The 21,477-nt window shown below is 49.7% G+C and carries 20 protein-coding genes; 7 read left to right on the top strand and 13 right to left on the bottom strand.

What is annotated here, in order from left to right:
- Window positions 1-25: 25 nt before the first annotated feature.
- From EIZ48_RS07725 to EIZ48_RS07735, 3 genes are all read left to right on the top strand, one after another.
- The gene (locus EIZ48_RS07725; RefSeq protein ID WP_160649839.1) at window positions 26-1,171 is read left to right on the top strand and encodes a saccharopine dehydrogenase family protein; all 1,146 of its coding nucleotides are present in this window, start codon (window positions 26-28) and stop codon (window positions 1,169-1,171) included.
- Window positions 1,171-3,117, top strand: a complete 1,947-nt coding sequence (locus EIZ48_RS07730) for a saccharopine dehydrogenase NADP-binding domain-containing protein (protein WP_160649841.1) — start codon at window positions 1,171-1,173, stop codon at window positions 3,115-3,117. Before EIZ48_RS07725 ends, EIZ48_RS07730 begins: the two co-directional genes overlap by 1 nt.
- Window positions 3,118-3,353: 236 nt before the next feature.
- Complete coding sequence (locus tag EIZ48_RS07735) at window positions 3,354-4,247, top strand: helix-turn-helix domain-containing protein (protein WP_160649842.1); 894 nt, start codon at window positions 3,354-3,356, stop codon at window positions 4,245-4,247.
- Between the two features lie 159 nt (window positions 4,248-4,406).
- Here EIZ48_RS07735 and EIZ48_RS07740 read toward each other — a convergent pair whose 3' ends face one another.
- The 5 genes from EIZ48_RS07740 to EIZ48_RS07760 form a co-directional block, all read right to left on the bottom strand.
- Window positions 4,407-4,832: a universal stress protein gene (locus EIZ48_RS07740; protein ID WP_160649844.1), complete on the bottom strand. Its 426-nt coding sequence runs from the start codon at window positions 4,830-4,832 to the stop codon at window positions 4,407-4,409.
- A 1-nt stretch (window position 4,833) separates the two neighbouring features.
- Window positions 4,834-6,156: a TRAP transporter large permease gene (locus tag EIZ48_RS07745; protein ID WP_160649846.1), complete on the bottom strand. Its 1,323-nt coding sequence runs from the start codon at window positions 6,154-6,156 to the stop codon at window positions 4,834-4,836.
- Window positions 6,153-6,740 (bottom strand): TRAP transporter small permease subunit, encoded by a 588-nt coding sequence (locus EIZ48_RS07750; RefSeq protein ID WP_160649848.1) that lies wholly within the window; start codon window positions 6,738-6,740, stop codon window positions 6,153-6,155. Before EIZ48_RS07750 ends, EIZ48_RS07745 begins: the two co-directional genes overlap by 4 nt.
- 102 nt (window positions 6,741-6,842) lie before the next feature.
- Window positions 6,843-7,886: a TRAP transporter substrate-binding protein gene (locus EIZ48_RS07755; RefSeq protein WP_160649850.1), complete on the bottom strand. Its 1,044-nt coding sequence runs from the start codon at window positions 7,884-7,886 to the stop codon at window positions 6,843-6,845.
- A gap of 407 nt (window positions 7,887-8,293) precedes the next feature.
- Entirely contained in the window at window positions 8,294-9,745 is a 1,452-nt protein-coding gene (locus EIZ48_RS07760; protein WP_160649852.1) for an NAD-dependent succinate-semialdehyde dehydrogenase, read from the bottom strand.
- A gap of 146 nt (window positions 9,746-9,891) precedes the next feature.
- On the opposite strand from EIZ48_RS07760, the gene EIZ48_RS07765 reads away from it, so the two are divergent.
- Window positions 9,892-10,818, top strand: a complete 927-nt coding sequence (locus tag EIZ48_RS07765) for a LysR family transcriptional regulator (RefSeq protein ID WP_160649854.1) — start codon at window positions 9,892-9,894, stop codon at window positions 10,816-10,818.
- 105 nt (window positions 10,819-10,923) lie between these two features.
- Here the strand turns inward: EIZ48_RS07765 and lhgD are convergent, their stop codons facing one another.
- Together lhgD and glaH are read right to left on the bottom strand one after the other, a co-directional pair.
- Window positions 10,924-12,174: an L-2-hydroxyglutarate dehydrogenase gene (gene lhgD, locus EIZ48_RS07770; protein WP_160649856.1), complete on the bottom strand. Its 1,251-nt coding sequence runs from the start codon at window positions 12,172-12,174 to the stop codon at window positions 10,924-10,926.
- 148 nt (window positions 12,175-12,322) lie between these two features.
- A complete protein-coding gene (gene glaH / locus EIZ48_RS07775) occupies window positions 12,323-13,282 on the bottom strand; it encodes a glutarate dioxygenase GlaH (protein ID WP_160649858.1) in 960 nt (319 codons plus the stop codon).
- A 237-nt stretch (window positions 13,283-13,519) separates the two neighbouring features.
- Here glaH and EIZ48_RS07780 point away from each other — a divergent pair, with 237 nt between their 5' ends.
- Together EIZ48_RS07780 and aptA are read left to right on the top strand one after the other, a co-directional pair.
- Entirely contained in the window at window positions 13,520-14,410 is an 891-nt protein-coding gene (locus tag EIZ48_RS07780; protein ID WP_160650022.1) for a LysR family transcriptional regulator, read from the top strand.
- A 93-nt stretch (window positions 14,411-14,503) separates the two neighbouring features.
- Window positions 14,504-15,820 carry an omega-aminotransferase AptA gene (gene aptA, locus EIZ48_RS07785; protein WP_160649860.1) on the top strand — a complete coding sequence of 439 codons (1,317 nt, stop codon included), beginning with the start codon at window positions 14,504-14,506 and terminating at the stop codon, window positions 15,818-15,820.
- 111 nt (window positions 15,821-15,931) lie between these two features.
- On the opposite strand, the gene EIZ48_RS07790 is transcribed toward aptA, so the two are convergent.
- Window positions 15,932-16,219 (bottom strand): Bor family protein, encoded by a 288-nt coding sequence (locus tag EIZ48_RS07790; RefSeq protein ID WP_160649862.1) that lies wholly within the window; start codon window positions 16,217-16,219, stop codon window positions 15,932-15,934.
- Window positions 16,220-16,572: 353 nt separating this feature from the next.
- Between EIZ48_RS07790 and EIZ48_RS07795 the strand changes: the two genes are divergently transcribed.
- Window positions 16,573-18,201, top strand: coding sequence for an endonuclease (locus EIZ48_RS07795; RefSeq protein WP_160649864.1), 1,629 nt, complete (start codon window positions 16,573-16,575; stop codon window positions 18,199-18,201).
- A gap of 181 nt (window positions 18,202-18,382) precedes the next feature.
- Here the strand turns inward: EIZ48_RS07795 and EIZ48_RS07800 are convergent, their stop codons facing one another.
- From EIZ48_RS07800 to EIZ48_RS07820, 5 genes are all read right to left on the bottom strand, one after another.
- Window positions 18,383-18,742, bottom strand: coding sequence for a DUF952 domain-containing protein (locus tag EIZ48_RS07800; RefSeq protein ID WP_160649866.1), 360 nt, complete (start codon window positions 18,740-18,742; stop codon window positions 18,383-18,385).
- Window positions 18,743-18,807: 65 nt separating this feature from the next.
- On the bottom strand, window positions 18,808-19,359 hold the full coding sequence (locus EIZ48_RS07805; RefSeq protein ID WP_240152902.1) for a GNAT family N-acetyltransferase: 552 nt from the start codon (window positions 19,357-19,359) through the stop codon (window positions 18,808-18,810).
- Window positions 19,360-19,539: 180 nt separating this feature from the next.
- Window positions 19,540-19,962 carry a PaaI family thioesterase gene (locus EIZ48_RS07810; protein WP_160649868.1) on the bottom strand — a complete coding sequence of 141 codons (423 nt, stop codon included), beginning with the start codon at window positions 19,960-19,962 and terminating at the stop codon, window positions 19,540-19,542.
- A 20-nt stretch (window positions 19,963-19,982) separates the two neighbouring features.
- Window positions 19,983-20,552 (bottom strand): NifB/NifX family molybdenum-iron cluster-binding protein, encoded by a 570-nt coding sequence (locus EIZ48_RS07815; RefSeq protein WP_160649870.1) that lies wholly within the window; start codon window positions 20,550-20,552, stop codon window positions 19,983-19,985.
- A gap of 249 nt (window positions 20,553-20,801) precedes the next feature.
- Entirely contained in the window at window positions 20,802-21,449 is a 648-nt protein-coding gene (locus EIZ48_RS07820) for an HAD family hydrolase (RefSeq protein WP_160649872.1), read from the bottom strand.
- Window positions 21,450-21,477 lie beyond the last annotated feature (28 nt).

Here is a 21,477-nt window from a genome sequence, read left to right on the forward strand (position 1 = left end):
TGTTAACCGATTAAAATGGACGACAATGAGCACAAACATACCTAACCCTAAAATTTTAATACTGGGCGGATTTGGCCACGTTGGTATGGCAACAGCACAATACCTGCTTTCACTCACCGACGTGACACTTACCCTGGCCTCACGCCATCCCGAACGACTACCGATCCCGTTGACTCCCTCAGCCTCTGTTACCTCCCTCAAGCTGGATATCAAGAATACGGAAGCCTTACAGACGGCATGTCGACAACATGATCTGGTCATTTCCTGTGTCGGTCCGTCAGGTCTTATAGGCAACACTGTTGCCCAAACCTGCAAAGAGGTCGAAACCCCGCTGATTGACGCCGGTGGTTACGATCCGCTTTTAAGTCGCCTTGAAGCCGATGAAACATCCCAACCAACCCAAGTACCGCTGATCATCAATGTCGGTTTATTGCCTGGCCTGTCAGGTATCTACCCCCAGCATCTGATCAAATCATTACCCGGCGACCATACCGTCACCGGGATCGATATTCATTATGTCGGCCGTGATACCTGGTCGTACAATTCAGCCTGGGACATCATCAGCAGTCTGGGTGATTTTGGCAAAGATCATGGATTTTGCTACCTGGAAAATAATCAGCTCAAGCGCCAGTCCTTTTTCAAAGCCAGCAAAAAAGTCAGTTTCCCTGCGCCTATCGGCACAGCCTCAACAATGCTGATTTACTCTGAAGAGATCATGCGCCTTGCCCGTCAGAACAATATCGACAATGTCAACGTCTATGGCGCCAACATTGGTCCGCGCGCTGCAATGATCTGCGCCATCGCCAAGGTATTTGGCTTATACCGAACCGAAAAAGGGATTGCCCGCGGCGCACGCTGGCTGGTCAAAGCCTCACAAAAAGACATGCAAAAACTCCAGCCAGCCTACGGTATAAGAGTTGATTTGCATGAACAGAACGGCCATACCTCATCCGGCGAGCTTCTGCTTTCTGATACTTACCAGGCAACAGGCACCGTGATTGGTATCACAGCCAAAGCCGTCATCAGCGGTCGTCACAGTGGTCCAGGAGTATTTATGCTGCACGAAGCCATCAACCAGTCTGACTTTATGGCCGAGCTAGCACAGTCAGGCGTAATCGCATATCCAGCCACGACCGACCATCAGTCAAGCACTCAGAGGGCTTCAGCATAATGACCGACCATACCAAGAAAGTTATCGTCCTGGGCGGGACTGGAGAAACCGGACGCCGGATTATTTTACATCTTTGCACCACCCATCCTAAATTGGAAATCGCCAGTGCCTCACGCGCACCTAGTCAGGATACAGAGTATCCATCATTGCAAGTCACGCCGATCCGGCTTGATATCTACAACAAACAAGACACCATTGAGACACTCGCACACTTTGATCTGGCGATCATCGCCCTCGGCCCGATGGATAAAGTCGGTGCACTTGCGCACCAGTGCTGTCTCGAAGCGGGTATTGACTGCATCGATATTAATGACAGCCTGTCTGCAGCCGATGAAATCTACAAGCTTCACGACCTAGCACGCCAACAGCAGAACACGATTCTGACCGGCATGGGATTCACCCCCGGCCTGTCCGGCCTGATGCTGGCCAAACTTGCCGAAAATAATGCATCCTCCAGCGGACGCTATGCTATCCGGGCGTATATGGGGGCAGCCTACGGTGGCGGCGAAACCAGCCCCTATGCCATGCTGTCAGGTTTCAAAAACACCGTAACCCAGATCCTCGGTGGTCAGCGCATCGAGATCCCGACACCTTGGAAAGACGATAATGCCCATTTCCAATTTCCCGAACACCCCAAGCCTCAAGCACTGATCCCCTATTCAGCGGTCGAGTGTGCCGGATTGTCACACCCTAACCACCCGCTCAAAAAAAATGTCCAGTACTTAGATACCCGTTACCATATACAGTATTTGGGTCAAGGGTTTGCCCGTCTAATGACCGCCATATCGCTGGGACAAAAGGGCCAACAGTTTATGGCCCGGAAGTTCTACCAAAGCGGCCAGAATATCAAGGCTAAAGGCAAAGCCGATCCCGATACAATCTTATGGGTTTACCCGGACAACTCACCAGAACAAGGCTTACTGATCCACGGGGTGATTTCATCATACGATCTAACCGCTCTTATGGCCTGTGCCGCAACCGATGTCTGGCTTACCGGACAATTTAATGCCCTCCATGGAGTCTTTGCCACTGACCAACTTGATGGTGATATACGAAAATGGCTAGAAAATACTCTTGCCAGCCGTGGAGTTACATACCGCCCAGCCGATCTCGCCGCCCTCCATCGGGATGGAATTCATTTTGGCTGGGTAGAGCCTGTGTGCGGACAAGTTCATCGTCTGAGTAACTATGGTGCCAACTGGTACACCAGGGAAAAGCAGCACCCGAGAATGATCCCGCTACAAAAACAGTTCCTGCTTGAGTCAGGCATTTGGAAAGCATTGCGAACACAACAAAGCCCGCTGGCATTTGCCCGATTTGTCATTCGGACCCTGATGCGCTGGCGACGACACAACAAACAATTCGCTACCTACCAGAACCGACATTCTGCATCGCTACGTCAGATCTGGAAACAGGTTACCCAAGATATCAGTATGTTTACATCCGGTTATTCCTGCGCAAGAGATGTGCTAGGCCAGGATGCTGCAGCCCCTCTTTACCGACAAATGTTCCTGGAAACCGGTAAGATGGAAATGCGCAATTTATGGCCGGAACCACAACTGTTTAGCGCATTTGCCGATCCCAACCAAGCGGCATTGGACTACTGGCTGACATTTATGCGCCACTATGCCGCACTTGAAGTCATGCACTTTAATGTTGACGACCAAAAACCTGGCCAGCTAACCTGCAGGATCACTGACTGCGCATATGCCAAAATGTTTGTCGAACAAGGCTGCCCGGAACTGGCTAACCTTGTCCGAGAGATGGAACATGAAGCATTAATGCATCTGTTCAGCCACACTCAGCTCAACGTTGACTGGCAATCAGGTGATAATGGTACGGCCATCATAGTTATAACATCGGCAACCCAAACTAATACCAAGGAAGAAAGAAACATCGAAGCTATAGGCAATAAACCAGAACACGAAACAATCTGCTCCTGCTAACAACACGCCCTAACTTATTTCGCTTCTTCACTCTCACTATGGGCTGATTAAATTCAGCCCATTTGTCCCCCTATTCACTCATATTTTCTATTGTCTCTACAGACTTCACATTTATTACTGCAAATGATAACAAATATCATTTACACGTCATTGTTATTTTTGATAGTATCAGAATTGTTATGTTGTAACGCTCTTTTATAGATGGGAAAGTTATAAACTAAGGATAGCGTTTAGTTATGTGCTCTAATGATTTTACTGTATTACCTCTAGACCAAATGTCACAGCAATACCAAAGTGAAGAGAAAAACATCATTATCCAGCCTGGATTAGCTGTATCTATTTGTCATTCTAACTGTAATTGCCTTAATGCCTCATTTCCGAGTGATGATAAATATATACACCTAAATTATCTGCTGGAAGGCTGCTTCAAAGCCAGAATACGAGATACATTGATAGAGTTAAATGAAGGTGATGCGATTATGGGTTTTTCTTGTGGAGAGCCATTTCATTTAATGAACTCACCTTCATTTTGTAACCTTGATATTATGGTTACACCAGAACTACTTGCAACTCTGGCTGAAAACCACTTTCTTGACATTGATTTAAACGATGTGGATTTTTTTATAAAGCCCCCTTGTAACAATATAAAGCTGAAGTCCACAGCCAGCCATATTGCTTCGCTAGTTGAAAGACCAACCTGTAAACTGCTATTACACTCGGCAGTATTAGAGTTTATTCACTGGCAACTTGACGCTTTCAAAGCAAAACATAGTAGCCAGGGACTTTCTATCCGAGAAAAATATCAATTAGAGTCAGCCCGAAGTTATCTACTTAAAGATCTCAGCATCGCTCCCACTATTGCTGATATTGCAAATGTCGTAGGCTTAAACCAATGTAAACTTAAAAAAGGCTTTAAGCACCTGTACGGCAACAGTATTTATGCCCATTTTCAAAAAGAGCGAATGAAGAAAGCAATGCAATTGTTAAAAGATAATAACGTTACTGAAACAGCCATGATCTTAGGCTACAGCAATGTTAGTCATTTTAGCGCTGCCTTTAGTAAAGAATTCAATATCAAGCCCAAAGAGGCTAGAAAAGAAATTATTCCATCAAACAAACAATGCGCATGATAAAAGAGAAATACCTACAACAACTTCTACTATCCTCTAACCAAATAAAGAGGCAATAGAATGTATACCCAAGCTAAATAATATCAGTATCAACATTCAACCACGTGATGCCCGCAAAGAAGCCATTCCCTCTCTGTCCATCGGGCAATACTAGGTAGATCACCGCACCACAAAAACCGAGCAGGGTGCATGGCGCACCACTTTAGCGGCATTCGAGCCTAACAGGTAAGAACGTAACTTCGGCTTGGCCGAAGCCATCACAATCGCATCAACCTGGCTTTTCTTTGCCTGGGCAACCACCTCGTCAAACACAACGCCGCTGCGGATGATCCCGCTGCCGCGATGCTTTTCAGGCACCAGACGCTCCAGCATGGCCTGTACCGCAAAGCGGGTATTGGCATTTTTGCCCGAAAAGGTATCGCCCGATACTGTCGGAACCATGCTATGGTGCACCCGAACATCATCGACAAACAGCATGTCAATCACCCCATCGTCGGCGAGCAGTTTCAGTGCCATATCGACTTCTTTCTCGACCACATCGGGGAAAGCAAGGTCCACTGGCATCAGTACATGTTTGAGACTCATATTAATGTACTCCCATCAACTTGTTCGGTAACCACAGCACCACTTCCGGGAACAGCATGCAGAGGATCAAGACACACAGTTTGAGCAGGATAAACGGTGCAATCGAGCGGTAGATATCCATCATCGTCACCCCAGGCGGCGCAATGCCCTTGAGATAGAACAACGCAAAGCCGTACGGCGGGGTCTGTACCGCAATCTCGATATTGAGGATCATCAGAATACCGAACCAAATCGGATCGTAGCCCAGCGACACCGCTATCGGGGTAAACAGCGGGGCGCACATCAAGACAATAATCAGCTCGTCAATGATGAAACCCAACAGCAGCATGATCACCTGCAGCAAGATGATCACTCCCAGCGGCGGCAGTCCCAGATCCTGGGTGAACTGAGCCACCATATTCTGTACGCCGCTAAGCATATGGAAATTGCTGAAAATCGACGCGCCGAGAATGATCCACATCGATACACTTACCAGCATCGCGGTTTCAAACCCGGAGGATTTGAACATCTCGAAGCGGAACCGCTTGAACACGACCGCCAATAAAATAGCCCCGATAACCCCTATTGCTCCCGACTCTGTCGGCGTCGCAATACCTGTAATGATGCTGCCCAATACCGCTACGATCAGCAACAGCGAAAACAGACCGTCACGGGCGGTTCGCACCTTCTGCTTGCCGCTCATCCGGCTCTCCTCGCCGGTACCCAGCGGTGCCTTCGACGGCTTGAGCTTACAGCTGATGATCACATAGGCCACCAGCAGGGTAATCGAGATCAGAGCCGGGACAATCGCGGCGATAAACATCCGCCCGACCGAGTTCTGGGTCGTTGCCGAATACATAATCATCGGAATGCTGGGCGGGATCAGAATTCCCAGCCCGCCGCCGGCCATGATCACGCCAAGTGCCAGGCGCTTGTCGTAGCCGCGATCCAGCATCGGCTTTAAGGCAATACTGCCCGAGGTCATAATCCCTGCACCAATGATCCCGACCATGGCCCCGATCATCGAACACACCCCGATCACGCTGATCGCCAGCGATCCTCGCAATCGGCCGATCAGCATCTGGCTGGCATTAAACATCGCATCCCCGATCCCTGATCGGGTCAGCAGCTGGCCCATGTAGATATACAGAGGGATTGCCAACAGAATAAAACTGAAAAAGTTACTCTCAATGGTGGTCGGGATCAGGTTGAAAATCCCTTCCCCCCAGGTCAGGTAGCCCATGCCCATGGCGATACCACCAAGCGCCAGCCCTACCGGGGCCCCGAGGGCAAAGCTTGCCAAAATGCAGCCAATCAGCAGCAATGTCAGTACTTCAATACTCATACGTCCTCCATCCCTGCCGGCGTATAGTTCGATTCTGCCTGTTCACCACAGTGCTCTTCTTCCTGCCCCTGCAAATCCCGCTCGGTAAACAGAAAATAGAGATCCTGCAACAAATCACTGGTGTACTGCAGGATGAATGCGCCACATGCCACCATCATCATTACCCAGAAGTGAGCCATGGTCGGTGCCCACTCCGACTGTCGGCGATAGTTAAATTCGATGGCCTCTTCAAACTTGCCAAAGCTCATCATCAGTACCACGGCGAGGAAAAAGATCGCCAAAGCGTAGGAGAACAGATTGAAGAGAGATTTAAAGCGGGCCGAGACCGAGAGGTAAAACACATCCACATTGATATGCGCTTTTTTCTGCTGAGCCAGGGCACCGCCGAGCGCCGCGATATACCCAAACAGAAACAGGGAAACATCATAGGCCCAGATAGTCGGGCTACCCAGCACATACCGGGAGAACACCTCGAATCCCACCGCCAGTGCCAGCAACGGCATCAGCACCGAGGCCGAAAAACCAATCAGGTACACCAACCGATTGACCCCGAGGCAATACCCCTTCATTGCCATCTTAAACATACTTATCATCCTTGAAGCCGGAGGAAAGACAAAAGGGGCTCTCGCCCCTATATACCAACCGGAACCTCTAGAGATACTCGCTCCGGCCGGTATTCACCCCATTTACTGCTGAAGAATCTCAACCAGGCGGCTGCTGTATTTATCCGCCTTGGCGTACTCGCTCCACAGCGAGTTTGCTGCCGTATTCCATTTCTGGATATCTTCCTTGCTCGGCTGCGGACTCCACTTCATGCCCTTGGCTTCCATATCTGCCACCGCCTGAGACTCCCACAAACGCGACTTGGTCATCTGCTCACGGGCATGCTGGGCGCTGGCACCACGTACAATCGCCTGCAAATCGGCCGGTAGCTTGTTCCAAGCACGCTTGTTTACCACGATAGGCAGAGCCTGTGCGCCCGCTATCGGCAGACGGTACATATACTTGGCAACTTCAACATGGTTACCGTCACGATGATCAATCAGGTTACTACCGATAGAGCCATCAATGACCCCGGTTGCCAGGCTGGTATAGATTTCACTCCAGGACAGCGATGCCGGCGAAGCCCCCAATTTGCGCAGGAACTTACCGTAGGCACCCGGCGCACGAATTTTCATCCCTTTGAAATCATCAATAGAGTTGATCGGCGTTTTGGTCAGCACGTAGACAGGTAGCTGAATATAGGGTTCCAGCCACACCAGATTCTGTTTGTCGTACGCCTCTTCCAGTACTTCGCCCCAGCCTTTCTCATGGAACAAGGCACTAAGCTCACCGACATCATCGGTCATCCCAGGCAAGCCAACTTCGACAACACCCGGAGGAAACTCACCGGCATGCATTGGCTGGAAAGGAGCACCCATGGTCATCAGGCCGGATTTGACCGAGCCCAGTACGCCTGTCTGGCCAACACCTTCACCGGCATACATGACCTGTACGGCAATACGGCCGCCGGACATGGCTTCAATGTTCTCGGCAAAGCTCTTGTACACTTCACCATAGGCTGTACCCCTCGAATACAGGTTCACAAAACGCCAGTTATGCTCGGCAGAAAAGGCTTCGGGAACCATCGACAACGTGGCCGAAATGGCCAATGTGTAGCCAGCCAGTGTTTTCTTCAAACTTTTGTTTCGCAGCTTGTTCTTGCGCAGCTTTAGTAGGGTGTTGAACATGGGTTTTGCTCCTTGTTATTTTTATCCTTCACCTGCTCAAATCCATCGGTTCGAACAGAGACAAGTGCCATGACGTCTTTACTTCATCCGTTGCCATGTTGTTACCGATAATTACAACTTATTCACATTTATTAAATTCTTATGTATTCACGTAAAGTTTTAACGCCATCAAACCTTTGCCAAACCAATCACTTATGTCTTTAAAAACAGAAAGATAAATAATGATATCGCCCTAAATGACAGGCAAAAAAAAGGCAATACCGAAAGGTATTGCCAAAACGTCACCACTAGAACATACGTTCAATCAGGCACGACACAAACACAAGCTAAGGTTTATTTCAGGGTAGTTCGTTATAGCTCGGGACCACCCGAGCCGAAAAATACCGGTACCGGATCAGTATTGGGGGTTACTGATCGACACCGAGGCAGAGATACTTGATTTCCAGGTAGTCCTCAATACCGTACTTGGATCCCTCGCGGCCGCAGCCGGACTCTTTCACCCCACCAAACGGAGCCACTTCGGTTGAAATTATTCCTTCATTGATACCGATAATGCCGTACTCCAAGGCTTCACTGACCCGCCAGATCCGGCTGTTGTCGCGGGAGTAGAAATAGGCTGCGAGCCCATAAGGGGTGTCATTGGCTCGAAGGATCACATCCTCTTCGTCGTTGAAGCGAAACACCGTCGTTACCGGGCCGAACAATTCCTGGTGGGCGATATTCATTTGCTCGGTCACATCGCTCAGAATGGTCGGCTGGTAAAACTGCTCACCGACATCAGCGATCTGACCGCCCAATACCAGATTGGCGCCCTGGCTGATCGCCTCAGTCACCAGAGTATCGACCTTGGCAACCGCCCTGGCGTTAATCAACGGACCAATCTCCGTCCCGTCCGCCAGGCCGTCACCCAATTTGAGAGCTGCAACAGCCTCGATATAACGGGCCATAAACTGGTCGTACACCGCATCATGAATATACAAGCGATTGGTACACACACAGGTTTGTCCGGCGTTGCGATATTTGGAAACCAGCGCCCCCTGAACCGCTTTGTCCAGATCGGCATCCTCGAAAACGATAAACGGGGCATTGCCACCCAGCTCCATCGACACTTTTTTCACAGTATCGGCAGCCTGACGGAGAATATGCTTACCCACCGGGGTCGAGCCGGTAAACGAGACTTTTCTCACCAGCGGGTGGGTACATAACACTTCACCAACCTCGGCTGGCCGGGCTGTTGTGACCACATTAATGACCCCGGCGGGGATCCCTGCCTGCTCAGCCAGTTTCGCCATCGCCAGGGCACACAAAGGGGTATCCTCGCCCGGTTTAACCACCACGGTACAACCGGCGGCCAGCGCCGGGCCGACCTTGCGGGTGATCATCGCCACCGGAAAGTTCCAGGGGGTAATGGCAGTAACGACCCCGACTGGCTGCTTGATGGTAAGATAGCGGTTGCCCGGCATAGCAGCAGGAATATGGTCACCGTAAGTACGCTTCGCCTCTTCGGCAAACCATTCGATAAACGATGCGCCGTACATCACCTCGCCATAGGCTTCCTTGTAGGGTTTGCCCTGCTCTGTTGTTAGCAATTTGGCCAGCTCATCAGCGTGTTCCACAATCAGCCCGAACCAGGCCTTGAGCAAGTTTGCACGGTGTTTGGCCGTCGTTTTTCGCCAGCCCTGAAGTGCTTTATCTGCAGCGACCACAGCCGCTTGCGCCTCACTGGCGCCCATATCCGGCACTTCAGTAATTAATACACCGTTTGCCGGGTTAATCACCGGCAATGTGGCACCGTTGTCTGCTGCGACCCATTGCCCGTTTATATAGGCATGAGACAGAACCAAAGGTAAATCTTCCATAACTTAATCATCCGCTGCTGAGAACTATTACAGGGTTCAAAGAATGATGTTTCAAATCCATTCATAATGCGTAAACAGAATTTTAACAATAAAAAGCAGTGAATAAATTTTCACTGATAAACCTGAAGTTTTATGGGCATAAAACAATGACACGAGCCTCTATCCCGGTAGGACAGATCGGGGATTACGAAATAAAACAGCTGAAGATTTTCAAGACAGTTGCCGACTGCGGCGGATTTTCTGCCGCCGAAACAGAACTAAATATTAGCCGCTCGACCATCAGTATTCATATCTCTAACCTTGAGTCGCGCCTCAATCTTACCTTGTGTCGTCGTGGACGAGCTGGCTTCGCCCTTACCGAAGAAGGCTCGGTTGTCTATGACGCAACCATTAAGCTACTTGGCGAACTGGATGATTTCCGCAATACCATCAACTCTCTCGATACCCAGTTATCCGGTAGCCTGACCGTGCTGTTCAGCGATACTATCAGCCTCGACAACCGCGCCCGGATCCCGGACGTATTTTGTAAATTCTCTAAGCTGGCGCACGAGGTCTACCTGACTTCCGAAGTAGCCAGAATGACTGAAATTGAGCGAATGGTAATGAGTGAAGAAGCTGATATCGGCTTTATACCCTACCACCGCAGCCTCGACGGACTGGAGTACCAGCATATTTATTCCGATCACTGCTTCCTCTACTGCAGTCGGGACAACCCGCTGTATGATCTCCACGAGGACGAACTGAGCGACGAAATTATCGATGGTTTTCCGGTGGTATATGCTGGAATGAAGACCCAGGAGAATATTAACGGCCATCTGGCCAACATGAACCTCAAAGCCACCGCCTATAACTATGAATCGCGGCTGGCCTTGCTGTTATCATCGAAGTTTATCGGCTTTTTGCCAGAGAACTATGCCCAGCCCTATGTCGAAAGCGGCGAGCTTAAAGCTATCGCCCCGGACCGGCGCTTCTATACGCTGGAGATTATGGCGATCACAAAAAAAACCAGCACGGTAAATAAAGTACGTTCACTGTTTATCAAAACGCTGCTTGATTTCTATCACGAACACTAATTAGCCTCACGTACTTCGCCCGTCTCCTGATCCCAGGGACGGGCAAAGTACGCTTTATTGCATTATCATCACAACAGCTCACTATCCGTCGAGTGAAACAGATAATCAGGCAGAAGCTTGGACAGGCTCTTCCGCCAAGTCGTCTTGCTGCTTGTCGGCGACCTTATTACAGATGTAGTTTCCGATCGGAATAGCAGAGGTTGCCGCGGGAGAGGGGGCATTACATACATGCAGGCTTCGATGACTCTCGGCAAAGAGAAAGTCATGCACTAAAGTGCCATCTTTCAGCACTGCCTGGGCACGGATACCCGCCGGATACGGCTGCAAATCATCGACTTCAATTTTCGGGCAGTATTTATTCACCAATTTGAGATACCCCGGTTTCCACCATGAATTTTTGGTCTCTATCAAACCTATTTTAAGGTGCTTTCCGGTCGCCTTCCAGAAACCGCTAAAGCCGAGCATATCACCAATATCTTTCAGGCTAATGTTTATCCTGCCGTAACCTTCTCGCTTCCAACCCTGCACCGCATTAGGACCGACCGTCACCGAACCGTCAATCATCCGGGTCAGGTGAACACCCAGAAACGGCAAATCCGGATCAGGGATCGGATAAATCAGGTGATTCACTATCTGGTTATATTTCTCCGGCAGTCGATAGTATTCGCCCCGATAGGGAATAATCTGAAAATCAGTCTTTATACCTAGCATCCTAGTAACCCGATCCGCCATCAAGCCTGAGCACGAGATCAGAAACCGACAGACAAAGGCAACACTGTCGCCCTCTTGCCGACAGCGAACACTGATCTCATCTTCGCCCTCGCTCAAATCTTCCACTACCGTTCCCAGCGCAACTTCGCCGCCTAACATGCGAAACTCATCCGCCATTTTTTCGGTCACCAGACGGTAGTTCACTATGCTGGTCGCCTCGACCAAGATAGCCCCCAAGCCTTCTATATTGGGCTCTTTGCGCTTTAACTCATCCTGATCAAGCAGCACAACCTCAAGTCCGTTATCCCGGCAGCGTTGATATAGCGCCTGCATCCGCTCCATTTCAAGCTCGCTGGTCGCAACCAGCAGCTTGCCGCAGTTCTCGACCGGAATGTCATGCCTAGCACAAAAGCGGGTTGTCGCCTCCACTCCGGCTTTGCAAAACTCGGCCTTCAGGCTGCCCGGCGGATAATACACACCGGCATGGATCACGCCGCTGTTATGCCCCGTCTGGTGGCGGGACAGGCCAGATTCCTTTTCTATCAGCAAAATAGACTTGTCCGGATGGCGCTGCTGCAATTGCCAGGCTGTCGAGACCCCGACAATCCCCCCACCGATAATGATGTAATCGTAGACCTTACTCACTCGTTACCACTCCATTGATACCAGCTCGCCGCAGTATCTGCGGCGAGCGTATTTCCTTTGTTGTTATGCCATTGCGGGTATTCCGGCTATCGACTTTGACTTAAACCGATTGCAACTTAACCCTATGATGACTTAAATAAATAGCGGCTTAGCGAGTAAAGTGACCACGCTGGCGCAACAGCTCACGCTTAAGGCCGGCATGGGCAACAAACTTATCACGACCATGCAACCAGCAGTGATTCTGAACCACCAGCATAGCGCCGACTTTTACCCTGACATTGAAACAGTTGGTGTCGGTTTCCAGCGACTCACTCATCTGATGCAGATAGAGCCCCTGCTGCATGTTCTGAGGCTGGGCAAACTGGTCGATAAACAGCATATGCGGCTTGCCGTTACTGTCTTCTTCGAAGAAAACCGGGTGCTCGATGGTGTAACCGACATTCTTGCTCGGCGGCGCACCCCAGACGATATTCTGCTTGGCCATCGGGTGATGGTAAAAACGCTCCAGATCCTGCCACTCGTCCACATGGAGCAACAAGGAATCCCCCATCTCCATGTTTTTCTCATCCATCTTCATCATCAGGACGAAATCAGTTCGCTCATTGACGTAGGTGCCGTCATTGTGAAGCTCCATCCGGCGATGGGCCTGGCGCAGGTAGCTGTCACTGCTGTCTTCGTTCTTTACCGTGAAGCGGGCATAGTACTTGCCGTACATCGCATCAAAATTCGGAATACCGATCAGATGGGAAACAGCCGTCGAGAGCTTGACGAAAAAGTCTCGCTGCTCATCGGTATCTTCATAGGCCGCCTGGGCCAACTCGTCAGCCTGGAGCAGGAAAGCACCGGTTTCACGGTTTGCCATCGTCGCAACCAGGAACTTACCCAGTTGATAGTCACACGCTTTGTCCAGCGCATCAGCCACGGCATAGCGCAAGAACGGCTTGTATTCCAGCGCCTGCAACTCCCAGTTGGCGCTCAAATCAATAAAGCGATCCAGGGTATTTTTCTCCAAGGTAACCACTTGCAAGCGCGGGTTGGCAGGATAGGGACTGACCGTAAAACCATGGTACTGGCTGATGCTCTCGTTCAATGCAGGTGCAATTTTCATGGATAGCTTCCTTTTTGCTTCTAAACAGGCTCTCCGGCCCGGTGAAGTTGACTGACGTTATTGGATAGCCGACCAATTTCCCTGACCGGCTGTTTTAACAAAACTATAACGAGAACGGGATGATATTAACAATATATGGAAAATATAGTTCCCATATATAAAATAGATTAGTGATGACACATGCCTAGGCGACTGGCTAGGCGGATACCTAACGGACAAGGCAGCCAAGGAGCGTATATGGATATCAAGCGACTGCACTATTTCACCGTTCTGGCGCAAACAGGCAACTTTACCAAGGCAGCCGATCAACTGGGTATCGCCCAGTCGGCGCTGAGTATCAGTATCCAGAAGCTGGAACAGCAACTAGAGTTGAAGTTAATCAATCGCACCGAGCGACAAATGAGCCTGACGGCCGACGGACAGGTGCTCCTGCGTCATGCCAGAAAGATCCTCGAGGATGTCGATCAGGCCAAAAAGGAGCTGCAGGAATTAAAAGGGCTCGACAGCGGAGTGATTAATTTCGGTGTATCCGCCATGCTCGGCTCGTACTATCTACCCGATACACTGGCACTGTTCAAGCAGACCTACCCGGGCATTCAAATCAACATTCAGGAAGCCGGCACCGCAACGCTGGAAAAGATGCTGCTTGACGGCCAGCTCGATCTGGCGCTTATTCGCTCCGATCGCAGTCATGATCAGATCCGTCATATCACACTGGCCGAGGAGCAAATCGTCGCCTGCGTTCCCAGTACCCACCCTTTCGCCGAAGAAGGTAGCATCACTCTCGAACAGTTCTGCCAGCAACCTTTGGTCCTCTTTCGCGACGGTTATTTCCTGCGCGAAGCTGTCAGCCGTTATTGCCTACAACAAAAAATCACGCCCGATGTCCGCTTCGAGACCAATCTGATTGAGCTGCTCAAATCACTGGTCCGCAAGGAAATCGGTATCTGCACCTGCCTGCCGATCATCCTTGGCGACGAAACCGATTTGGTGACAGTACCTTTCGAGCCACCGATCCCTTTGCATCTCGGCATCGGCTGGAAATCAAGCCACTACCTATCGAGCGCGGCGCGGGCTTTTGTCAGTTTCCTGCAAACCGAACTCAATGCCCCGGCAGGAAATGTTTGATAGCGGTAAACCTTTATTTTAATTCGTGATGATTTTCCAGTTTGCAACATATCGATAACCTCAGCTCAACACCAATAACAACAGAGCCAGCATATGGAAAAGAAAGTCAGCTACGATGCATTCTGGATGCCGTTCACGGCAAACCGCAATTTCAAAGCCGATCCAAGGATCATCAACCGTGCCGAGGGCATGTATTGTTACTCCGATAACGGAACCCAACTGCTTGATGCCACCGCAGGGCTATGGTGTGTCAACGCGGGGCACGGTCGCAAAGAAATCGGCGAGGCGATGGCCAAGCAAGTGGCCGAGCTGGACTACAGCTCACCGTTTAACTTCGGCCACGATATCGGCTTTGAGTTTGCTGAGCGCCTGGTCTCCTTCACCCCGCCGGGTCTAAATAAGGTCTTTTTCACCAACTCCGGCTCTGAGGCCGTTGAAAGTGCACTGAAAATTGCCCTCGCCTACCAACAGGCCAAAGGCAATACCGGCAAGTTCAAGCTGATCGGTCGCGAGCTGGGCTACCACGGCGTCAACTTTGGCGGGATCTCCGTCGGTGGCCTGACCCCCAACCGCAAGGGTTTCGGCCCTCTGCTACCGACCGATCACCTGTCCCATACCTTGGATATCGCTAACAATGCCTTTAGTCAGGGGTTACCCGAGCACGGGGCAGACAAAGCCGAGCAGTTGGAGCAACTAATTCAGTTCCACGGTGCCGACAGCGTGGCAGCCGTTATTGTCGAGCCAATTGCCGGTGCCGGCGGTGTGATCCTGCCGCCAAAAGGCTACCTGCGCCGCCTGCGCGAGATCTGCAGCAAACATGATGTGGTGCTGATCTTTGACGAAGTTATCACTGGCTGGGGACGTCTGGGGGCATCATTTGCCTCGGAGGCCTTCGATGTGGTGCCGGATCTCATTACCTCGGCCAAGGGGATCACCAGTGGTGTCGTGCCACTCGGGGCAGTATTCGCCAAAGACGAGATCTACCAGACCGTCGTCAACAGCGCACCGGAAGGGGCGGTAGAGTTTTTCCATGGCTATACCTACTCCGGGCACCCGGTTGCCTGTGCCGCAGGTTTGGCAACCCTCGACATCTACCAGCGCGAAGGACTGTTAGAGCGCGCCAGCGGAGAAATCGGCCAATATTTCCAACAGGGTCTGCACTCACTAAAAGGCATACCGTCTATTGTCGATATCCGTAACTACGGCCTCATCGGTGCCGTCCAGTTTGCCGAACCACAAGACGGCAAGCCGATTGGCTTTGATATTCTCAAGCGCTGTTACGACAAGGGCGTGATGGTGCGCAGCATGGGCAATACCATCGCCCTGTCACCACCGCTGATCATCGAAAAACAGCACATTGACGTGATAGTCGATACCCTGTCCAGCATCGCCAAGGACATTCCGGCCTAATACGCTCGGGCTGGCCGATAACAGTCTGACAATTATCCTCCGGCTAACAAAAAAGCCTGATAACCATGTAATGGAGTATCAGGCTTTATTAAATATGCAGGCAGTGTGTCTTTATGCCTTACAATACACTCTCGCATCTCGAGGTGTATAAATACCAAATGTAACCGTCCTCAAGACACCATTCAGGAACGTTTCCTGAACCTCGACTCTTGATACATTTTCAATACCGCCACAAACTTCAGCGGCATTGATTTCCTTCTCCTGAGCCAGTCCATTGATAAAGAAGTGCTGAGAATTTTCTTCTTTGATCTCGCTGTTGCTGTCAGACATCACAAATGACTGTTGGGCACATCCACTCATAAACAAAGCCAGACATGCAGCAATAATTACTTTTTTCATATTTACCAAACTGATTTAAATAGCAAAAAAGATATTAGAGCATATGAAAAACGTGAAAACGATATTGCCACCCTGCCGATACCAGCCACACAACAACAAAATGAGTAAAGCCTCCATCAAAAATGATGATTTTTATCATTAATATCAATGAGTAATTGTTTCTTTGCCTCGTTTGTATCCGTCTGTATGACATTGTATCTATGCGGCTGAAAAGTCGAAGATAATGTGACAGATAGCCAATACATTCATGAAACTTATCTTTATATGATAAATAACTGTGATTCCTGCTGGATTTTAACGGCTGATTAACCATTATCCTTTATTGACTTTTACGTCAATAAACAGAAGGTTATATGATAAATAGAATAATTACCCTAAGTGCAGTGGCCCTGCTTTCGTCACACAGTGCACTGGCTCAAGTTGAAAATGGCGACTTCGAAAAATGGAACGGTAATACGCCTGATAATTGGAGTGTGATAGACTCCGGAATCGCTGTTTCCCCCTCTTCGACGCAGGTTAAAACCGGCGGGCTTGCCGCTGAAATAACCGTTAATACTGGCTCGCAAAGCAATACGGATTTTTTGCAGACCGTCAGTGTCGAGCAAGGCAAAAGCTATGATTTTGCTGTATCGCTTTATCACACAGAAGGAAAAGTAAAAGCGCGCCTGTATGTAGATGGCTATCAGAATTACTCAGATAACCTGCAAACCAATCAGTGGCAAGAGATCCGTTATTCTTACACCGCCACCGCCAGCAAAGACATTCAGGTAGGCTTGCGTTTTTATGATGTGTCCGGTTTTGACGGCTCTGAAGTGGTCTATGTCGACAACTTCCAGCCTACCGACACAGGATCGACACCACCCACGGGCAGTTGCACCGATACCACAACCACGCTAACTCTGGTCACGGACCAGTACGCCTCTGAAACAAGCTGGGTGCTGAACAATAGCAGTGGAAGTGCCCTGTATTCAGGCTCGGGTTATGACAACTCGACCACCAATACCAAGGACATGTGCCTGACTGACGGGGATTACACCTTTATCATCAGCGACTCATACGGTGACGGCATCTGCTGCAATGTCGGCAATGGCTCATTTACCCTTGAAGCGGATGGCAAAGTCTTAGCTTCCGGCGGTGAGTTTCAGTCAAGCCAGTCGTTCAACTTCACTATCGGCGATTCCGGCACTACACCGCCAACTGAGCCACCAGTAGTTGGTGACTACTACAAATCAGCGGAAGGTAAATCTGGCTTCGCTCTCAAAACCGCTCTTTACAACATCATTACCAACCACAACAGCCAGGGATACAGCGCTATCTGGGATCTGGCAAAGGTTGCCGATCTGGACAACTACTACGAAAAAGATGGCTCTATCCTGGATATGTATTCTGAAAAGCCATCGTCGGGCGATAGCACAAGCTTTACTAAAGTAACCAACCAGTGTGGCCAGTACAGCAAAGAAGGCGATTGCTATAACCGAGAGCACTCTTTCCCGAAAAGCTGGTTTGGCGGAAAAATCGAACCGATGAACTCTGACGGCCATCATATCTTTGCCACCGATGGCTACGTTAACGCCAAACGCAGCAATTGGCCATTTGGTGAAGTGGGTACAGCTTCGTATACCTCTAGCAACGGATCCAAACTGGGCTCTGCCGCATCCGGTCTCGGCTACTCAGGCACCGTTTTTGAGCCCTTAGATGAGTTCAAAGGGGATTTTGCCCGCGCTTACTTCTACATGGCAACACGTTATGAAAACGCGGTAGCTGCTTGGGAAGGCAACTCAACCAGTTCTGATGCAGTACTTAATGGCACAAACACCACTGTGTTTGAACCATGGATGCTCAACATGCTGAAACGTTGGCACAGCAATGATCCGGTAAGCCAAAAAGAAATCGACCGTAACCAGGCTGTATTCGATTTCCAGGGCAACAGAAACCCGTTTGTTGACCACCCGGAATTTGTTAGCGCTATCTGGGGCAACTAATCCTAATTCCCCCAAGGCCATTGCCTTGGGGGGAACTTCAGCCTTGAAAAGGCTGTAGTCACTCCTTGAACTAGCGGCTATCTTGATTTCTGGCGGATTATCTCAATCTCCTCACTGCCGATATTAAGAGTTTGCACAATGGCCCCAGGATACCGCCATGAGGGCATAACAACGTGTTGAGTTATAAGCAAAACGGCACTTCTGTTTTGGTAAAGCCACCTTCACCGTCAATTGATAACGCATATAGTCGCTGAACAGCGCCAGCATTTAGAGCGCCGTATAAATGAGGGTATACATCCCCGTCATCCTCTATACCCGCGGGGGCTTCATCCACTACCTCGGCATTCAATAACACGGCATCTATTTCCAGTAAATAGATCCCTGATGCGCCTTTAAAAAAGTGATTAATAATGAAGGGTAACTGATGATCATAAGCAAGATGTACAAAGCCTTCTTGCTGGAGGGATTCTGGTTCATAAGATGGGTTGCTTCTCAATTGATTCAAGCTGTTACAATCAATCAAATGGTAGAGATTTTTCACAAATACTCGTCTTTTGTTCTTAAAACATTCAAACCATCTTACTTATCTTCTTCGATTGATCCAACTTAGGTCATCTTCAGTTTAAGCGCATAAATGCCCAACCTCTGATCTTTATTCGGTATATCCATGGTGTTATCAACGTACCTGACCAACTTGGCTCCGGTGCGCTCAACGACCCTGATACTTGCCTCATTACTTTCAAGGCAGTGAAACTCGACAGTATGCACCGTTGTGGAGGATGACAAATACGGCAGAATCACGTTAAGAACCTGGTTAATAATGCGGTGGCCGCGTACTGCCGTAGAAAGCCAGTACCCTAACTCTGAGACCTTGGTGACAGGATCAATATACTTAATCCCGAACACGCCGCTAAATGCACCGTTATAATAAATCGCAAACCACTGTGAGCCGTATAACTGGCCATTTTTACGCGCATTAATGTAGCCCCGGGCTCCGGCCATATCGGTCAGTGTATCGGTCCAGGGCATATAGACAGCAAGATCGGCCCGGCTGGTATCCACCGCTCCCAGTAACTCTTTAGCATGGGACAATGCCAGAGCCTGAAGCGTTATTGACTCTGATATTTCCAGTACCTTGAGAAGCTTTGATTTATCCATAACAGTTAGGCCGTTCCGAGGGCAAAAGCCGTCGGGTACGACGGCGAGTCTGCACTTTAATCATTCATGCATTGTAATAGGCTGACACCAATATATGCAACCAAGCACAACCCACCCAAATACAAGCAAAAAGAGAGTGGCTGCAAATAGGCACCCTCTCCCCTAAACGGCCGCCGGCCTTCATCCTTTCTTTTTGGGCTCTATGAATTTTGCTGACGCCCTTGCCAATACTTGCTGCCCTTGGGTAATTTTCGCCTCCAGTTGGTAAATGCCTCTTCTAGACCCGACAAGATCAGCCGTTACCCTAATTTGTTGTCCGGTGCAGACCGGGGAAATAAACCGGACCGTCAGCTCGGCAGTCAGCGCCTGAATACCATGCACAAATAAGCAGTGTGTCATCGCCGCATCCAGCAAGGTGCTGGTCATTCCTCCGTGTAACAGCCCGTCATAACCCTGATGACGAGCTGTTACCTGAAACGGAGCCGTTACTTTTCCTTCGCTATCTTGGCTGAACACCAGTTGCAATGTATCAGGGTTATTTTCAACGGATCCGCAAACCATACAGTGATTATGAGCTTGCTTCGTAAGCTGGTATGAAGTCATAGGAACGCCACTATCGTCTATTAACAGCTATGGTTGTGACAACAGTGATGGCTTTTGGGTCCGCCATGATCACCTCGCCCCTGTCCACCACGCCCTTGCTTAGCTAGTCCTTGCTGGCCTTGTCCATGCCTTTTGCCACAGCCTTTACCGTGGCCACGCCCTTGTCCAAGGTTATGATCTTGGCTGTAGCTGTGACCTTGGCTGTGGCACCGACGTTCCGCATGACGGCAACCATTGTGATTAGGGGAAGGGCGCCCCTGATCAGCTTCAGTCAGAGAAAATAGCCCCGCCGTTTCTGAGCTGACAAGCTCTTGTGCACTTCGGCGACCGGAATCGGTTTGAACGACCGACAGTCGGTGTGAAAGCAGCTTACCAAGCATTTTTTGACCAATATTACGCACTACGACGCGCTCAGCATGATGCTGGAGCAACAGCTTCAACAGCGCTTTTTTACCTGCACAATGGGCTGTTAGAACTGGGTTTGCCTGTCGGCTGACTTCTACTCCTTGATCATTAATAAACAAAAAATGCTCAGCCTTAGAAAAGTGGCTGGCGATATGATCATCATTCATCGGAATTGCCGTGATCATAATTTATGACTCCTTTTTTAATGTCACTTTGCTTTGTGAAATCCTTGCCATCTAAACGGTTGTTATTGGCATATGCCATTTATACGCTTAGTTATTGGCATATGCCAGAAACTTTTGTGTGACAATTGAGGCAAATCAATTATTGAATGATCTTTGTTGTAGCAGGAGGGTATAGCTGACACCGAAAAGGTAATGCCAGCCAATACACCGATTGACTGGACTTCATATGAAATGCATTTGGCCAGAAAGCTAGGACATCAGTAAACGAGTGACATCACCAAGGCTGTCCAGCACCGCATGGGCTCTCTCTGCGACATCGTCGCTGGGCTGCAGCAAATCCGGGATCATCACGGCCTTGCAACCGGCATCCAACCCGGCACACATACCATTATTGGAGTCTTCCAGTACCAGACAGGCTGCAGGCGCTATGTCCAGTTGCTCTGATGCCATTCGGTAGCAATCAGGATGGGGCTTGCCATTGACGACATCTTCCGAGGTGATCACCGCATCAAACTGCGCCAGATAGTCGGAGCCATTAAAATGGTGTTTCACCTCTGCCAATGCCGATGACGTTACCAGCGCACATTTGAGCCCTTTCTTTTTCAGCTCCCCGAACAACAAGTCAAAACCGGGCTTATAGGCAACGCCTTGTGCTCTCCGGGCATGAAAATCACGGTTGCGAACACGCTTGAAGCGTTCAATATCAAGCTTGTCACCAAACTTGGCAACTACACGGCGCTCACACTCGGCATCTTGGACACCAATAAAAGTTCGGTAGAAGTCGTCGGCTAGCACCAGCCCCTGCTCACTGGCAGCAAGTTGCCAGCTCGCTTTATACAGCCCCTCGGTGTCAAAGATCAGCCCATCCATATCGAACAGTACAGCTTGTATTTCCATGTTCACTCCATGCATTATCCACTGAAGA

The organism is Photobacterium alginatilyticum, assembly GCF_009910675.1.
Taxonomy (GTDB): domain Bacteria; phylum Pseudomonadota; class Gammaproteobacteria; order Enterobacterales; family Vibrionaceae; genus Photobacterium; species Photobacterium alginatilyticum.

Coding starts and splice junctions, on each gene's coding strand:
- EIZ48_RS07755 (WP_160649850.1), bottom strand. CDS start 7,886: ATGTTCAACACCCTACTAAAGCTGCGCAAGAACAAGCTGCGAAACAAA.
- EIZ48_RS07750 (WP_160649848.1), bottom strand. CDS start 6,740: ATGTTTAAGATGGCAATGAAGGGGTATTGCCTCGGGGTCAATCGGTTG.
- EIZ48_RS07740 (WP_160649844.1), bottom strand. CDS start 4,832: ATGAGTCTCAAACATGTACTGATGCCAGTGGACCTTGCTTTCCCCGAT.
- EIZ48_RS07725 (WP_160649839.1), top strand. CDS start 26: ATGAGCACAAACATACCTAACCCTAAAATTTTAATACTGGGCGGATTT.
- aptA (WP_160649860.1), top strand. CDS start 14,504: ATGGAAAAGAAAGTCAGCTACGATGCATTCTGGATGCCGTTCACGGCA.
- EIZ48_RS07815 (WP_160649870.1), bottom strand. CDS start 20,552: ATGATCACGGCAATTCCGATGAATGATGATCATATCGCCAGCCACTTT.
- EIZ48_RS07730 (WP_160649841.1), top strand. CDS start 1,171: ATGACCGACCATACCAAGAAAGTTATCGTCCTGGGCGGGACTGGAGAA.
- EIZ48_RS07760 (WP_160649852.1), bottom strand. CDS start 9,745: ATGGAAGATTTACCTTTGGTTCTGTCTCATGCCTATATAAACGGGCAA.
- EIZ48_RS07790 (WP_160649862.1), bottom strand. CDS start 16,219: ATGAAAAAAGTAATTATTGCTGCATGTCTGGCTTTGTTTATGAGTGGA.
- EIZ48_RS07810 (WP_160649868.1), bottom strand. CDS start 19,962: ATGACTTCATACCAGCTTACGAAGCAAGCTCATAATCACTGTATGGTT.
- EIZ48_RS07735 (WP_160649842.1), top strand. CDS start 3,354: ATGTGCTCTAATGATTTTACTGTATTACCTCTAGACCAAATGTCACAG.
- EIZ48_RS07780 (WP_160650022.1), top strand. CDS start 13,520: ATGGATATCAAGCGACTGCACTATTTCACCGTTCTGGCGCAAACAGGC.
- EIZ48_RS07765 (WP_160649854.1), top strand. CDS start 9,892: ATGACACGAGCCTCTATCCCGGTAGGACAGATCGGGGATTACGAAATA.
- EIZ48_RS07795 (WP_160649864.1), top strand. CDS start 16,573: ATGATAAATAGAATAATTACCCTAAGTGCAGTGGCCCTGCTTTCGTCA.
- EIZ48_RS07805 (WP_240152902.1), bottom strand. CDS start 19,359: ATGGATAAATCAAAGCTTCTCAAGGTACTGGAAATATCAGAGTCAATA.
- glaH (WP_160649858.1), bottom strand. CDS start 13,282: ATGAAAATTGCACCTGCATTGAACGAGAGCATCAGCCAGTACCATGGT.
- EIZ48_RS07745 (WP_160649846.1), bottom strand. CDS start 6,156: ATGAGTATTGAAGTACTGACATTGCTGCTGATTGGCTGCATTTTGGCA.
- EIZ48_RS07820 (WP_160649872.1), bottom strand. CDS start 21,449: ATGGAAATACAAGCTGTACTGTTCGATATGGATGGGCTGATCTTTGAC.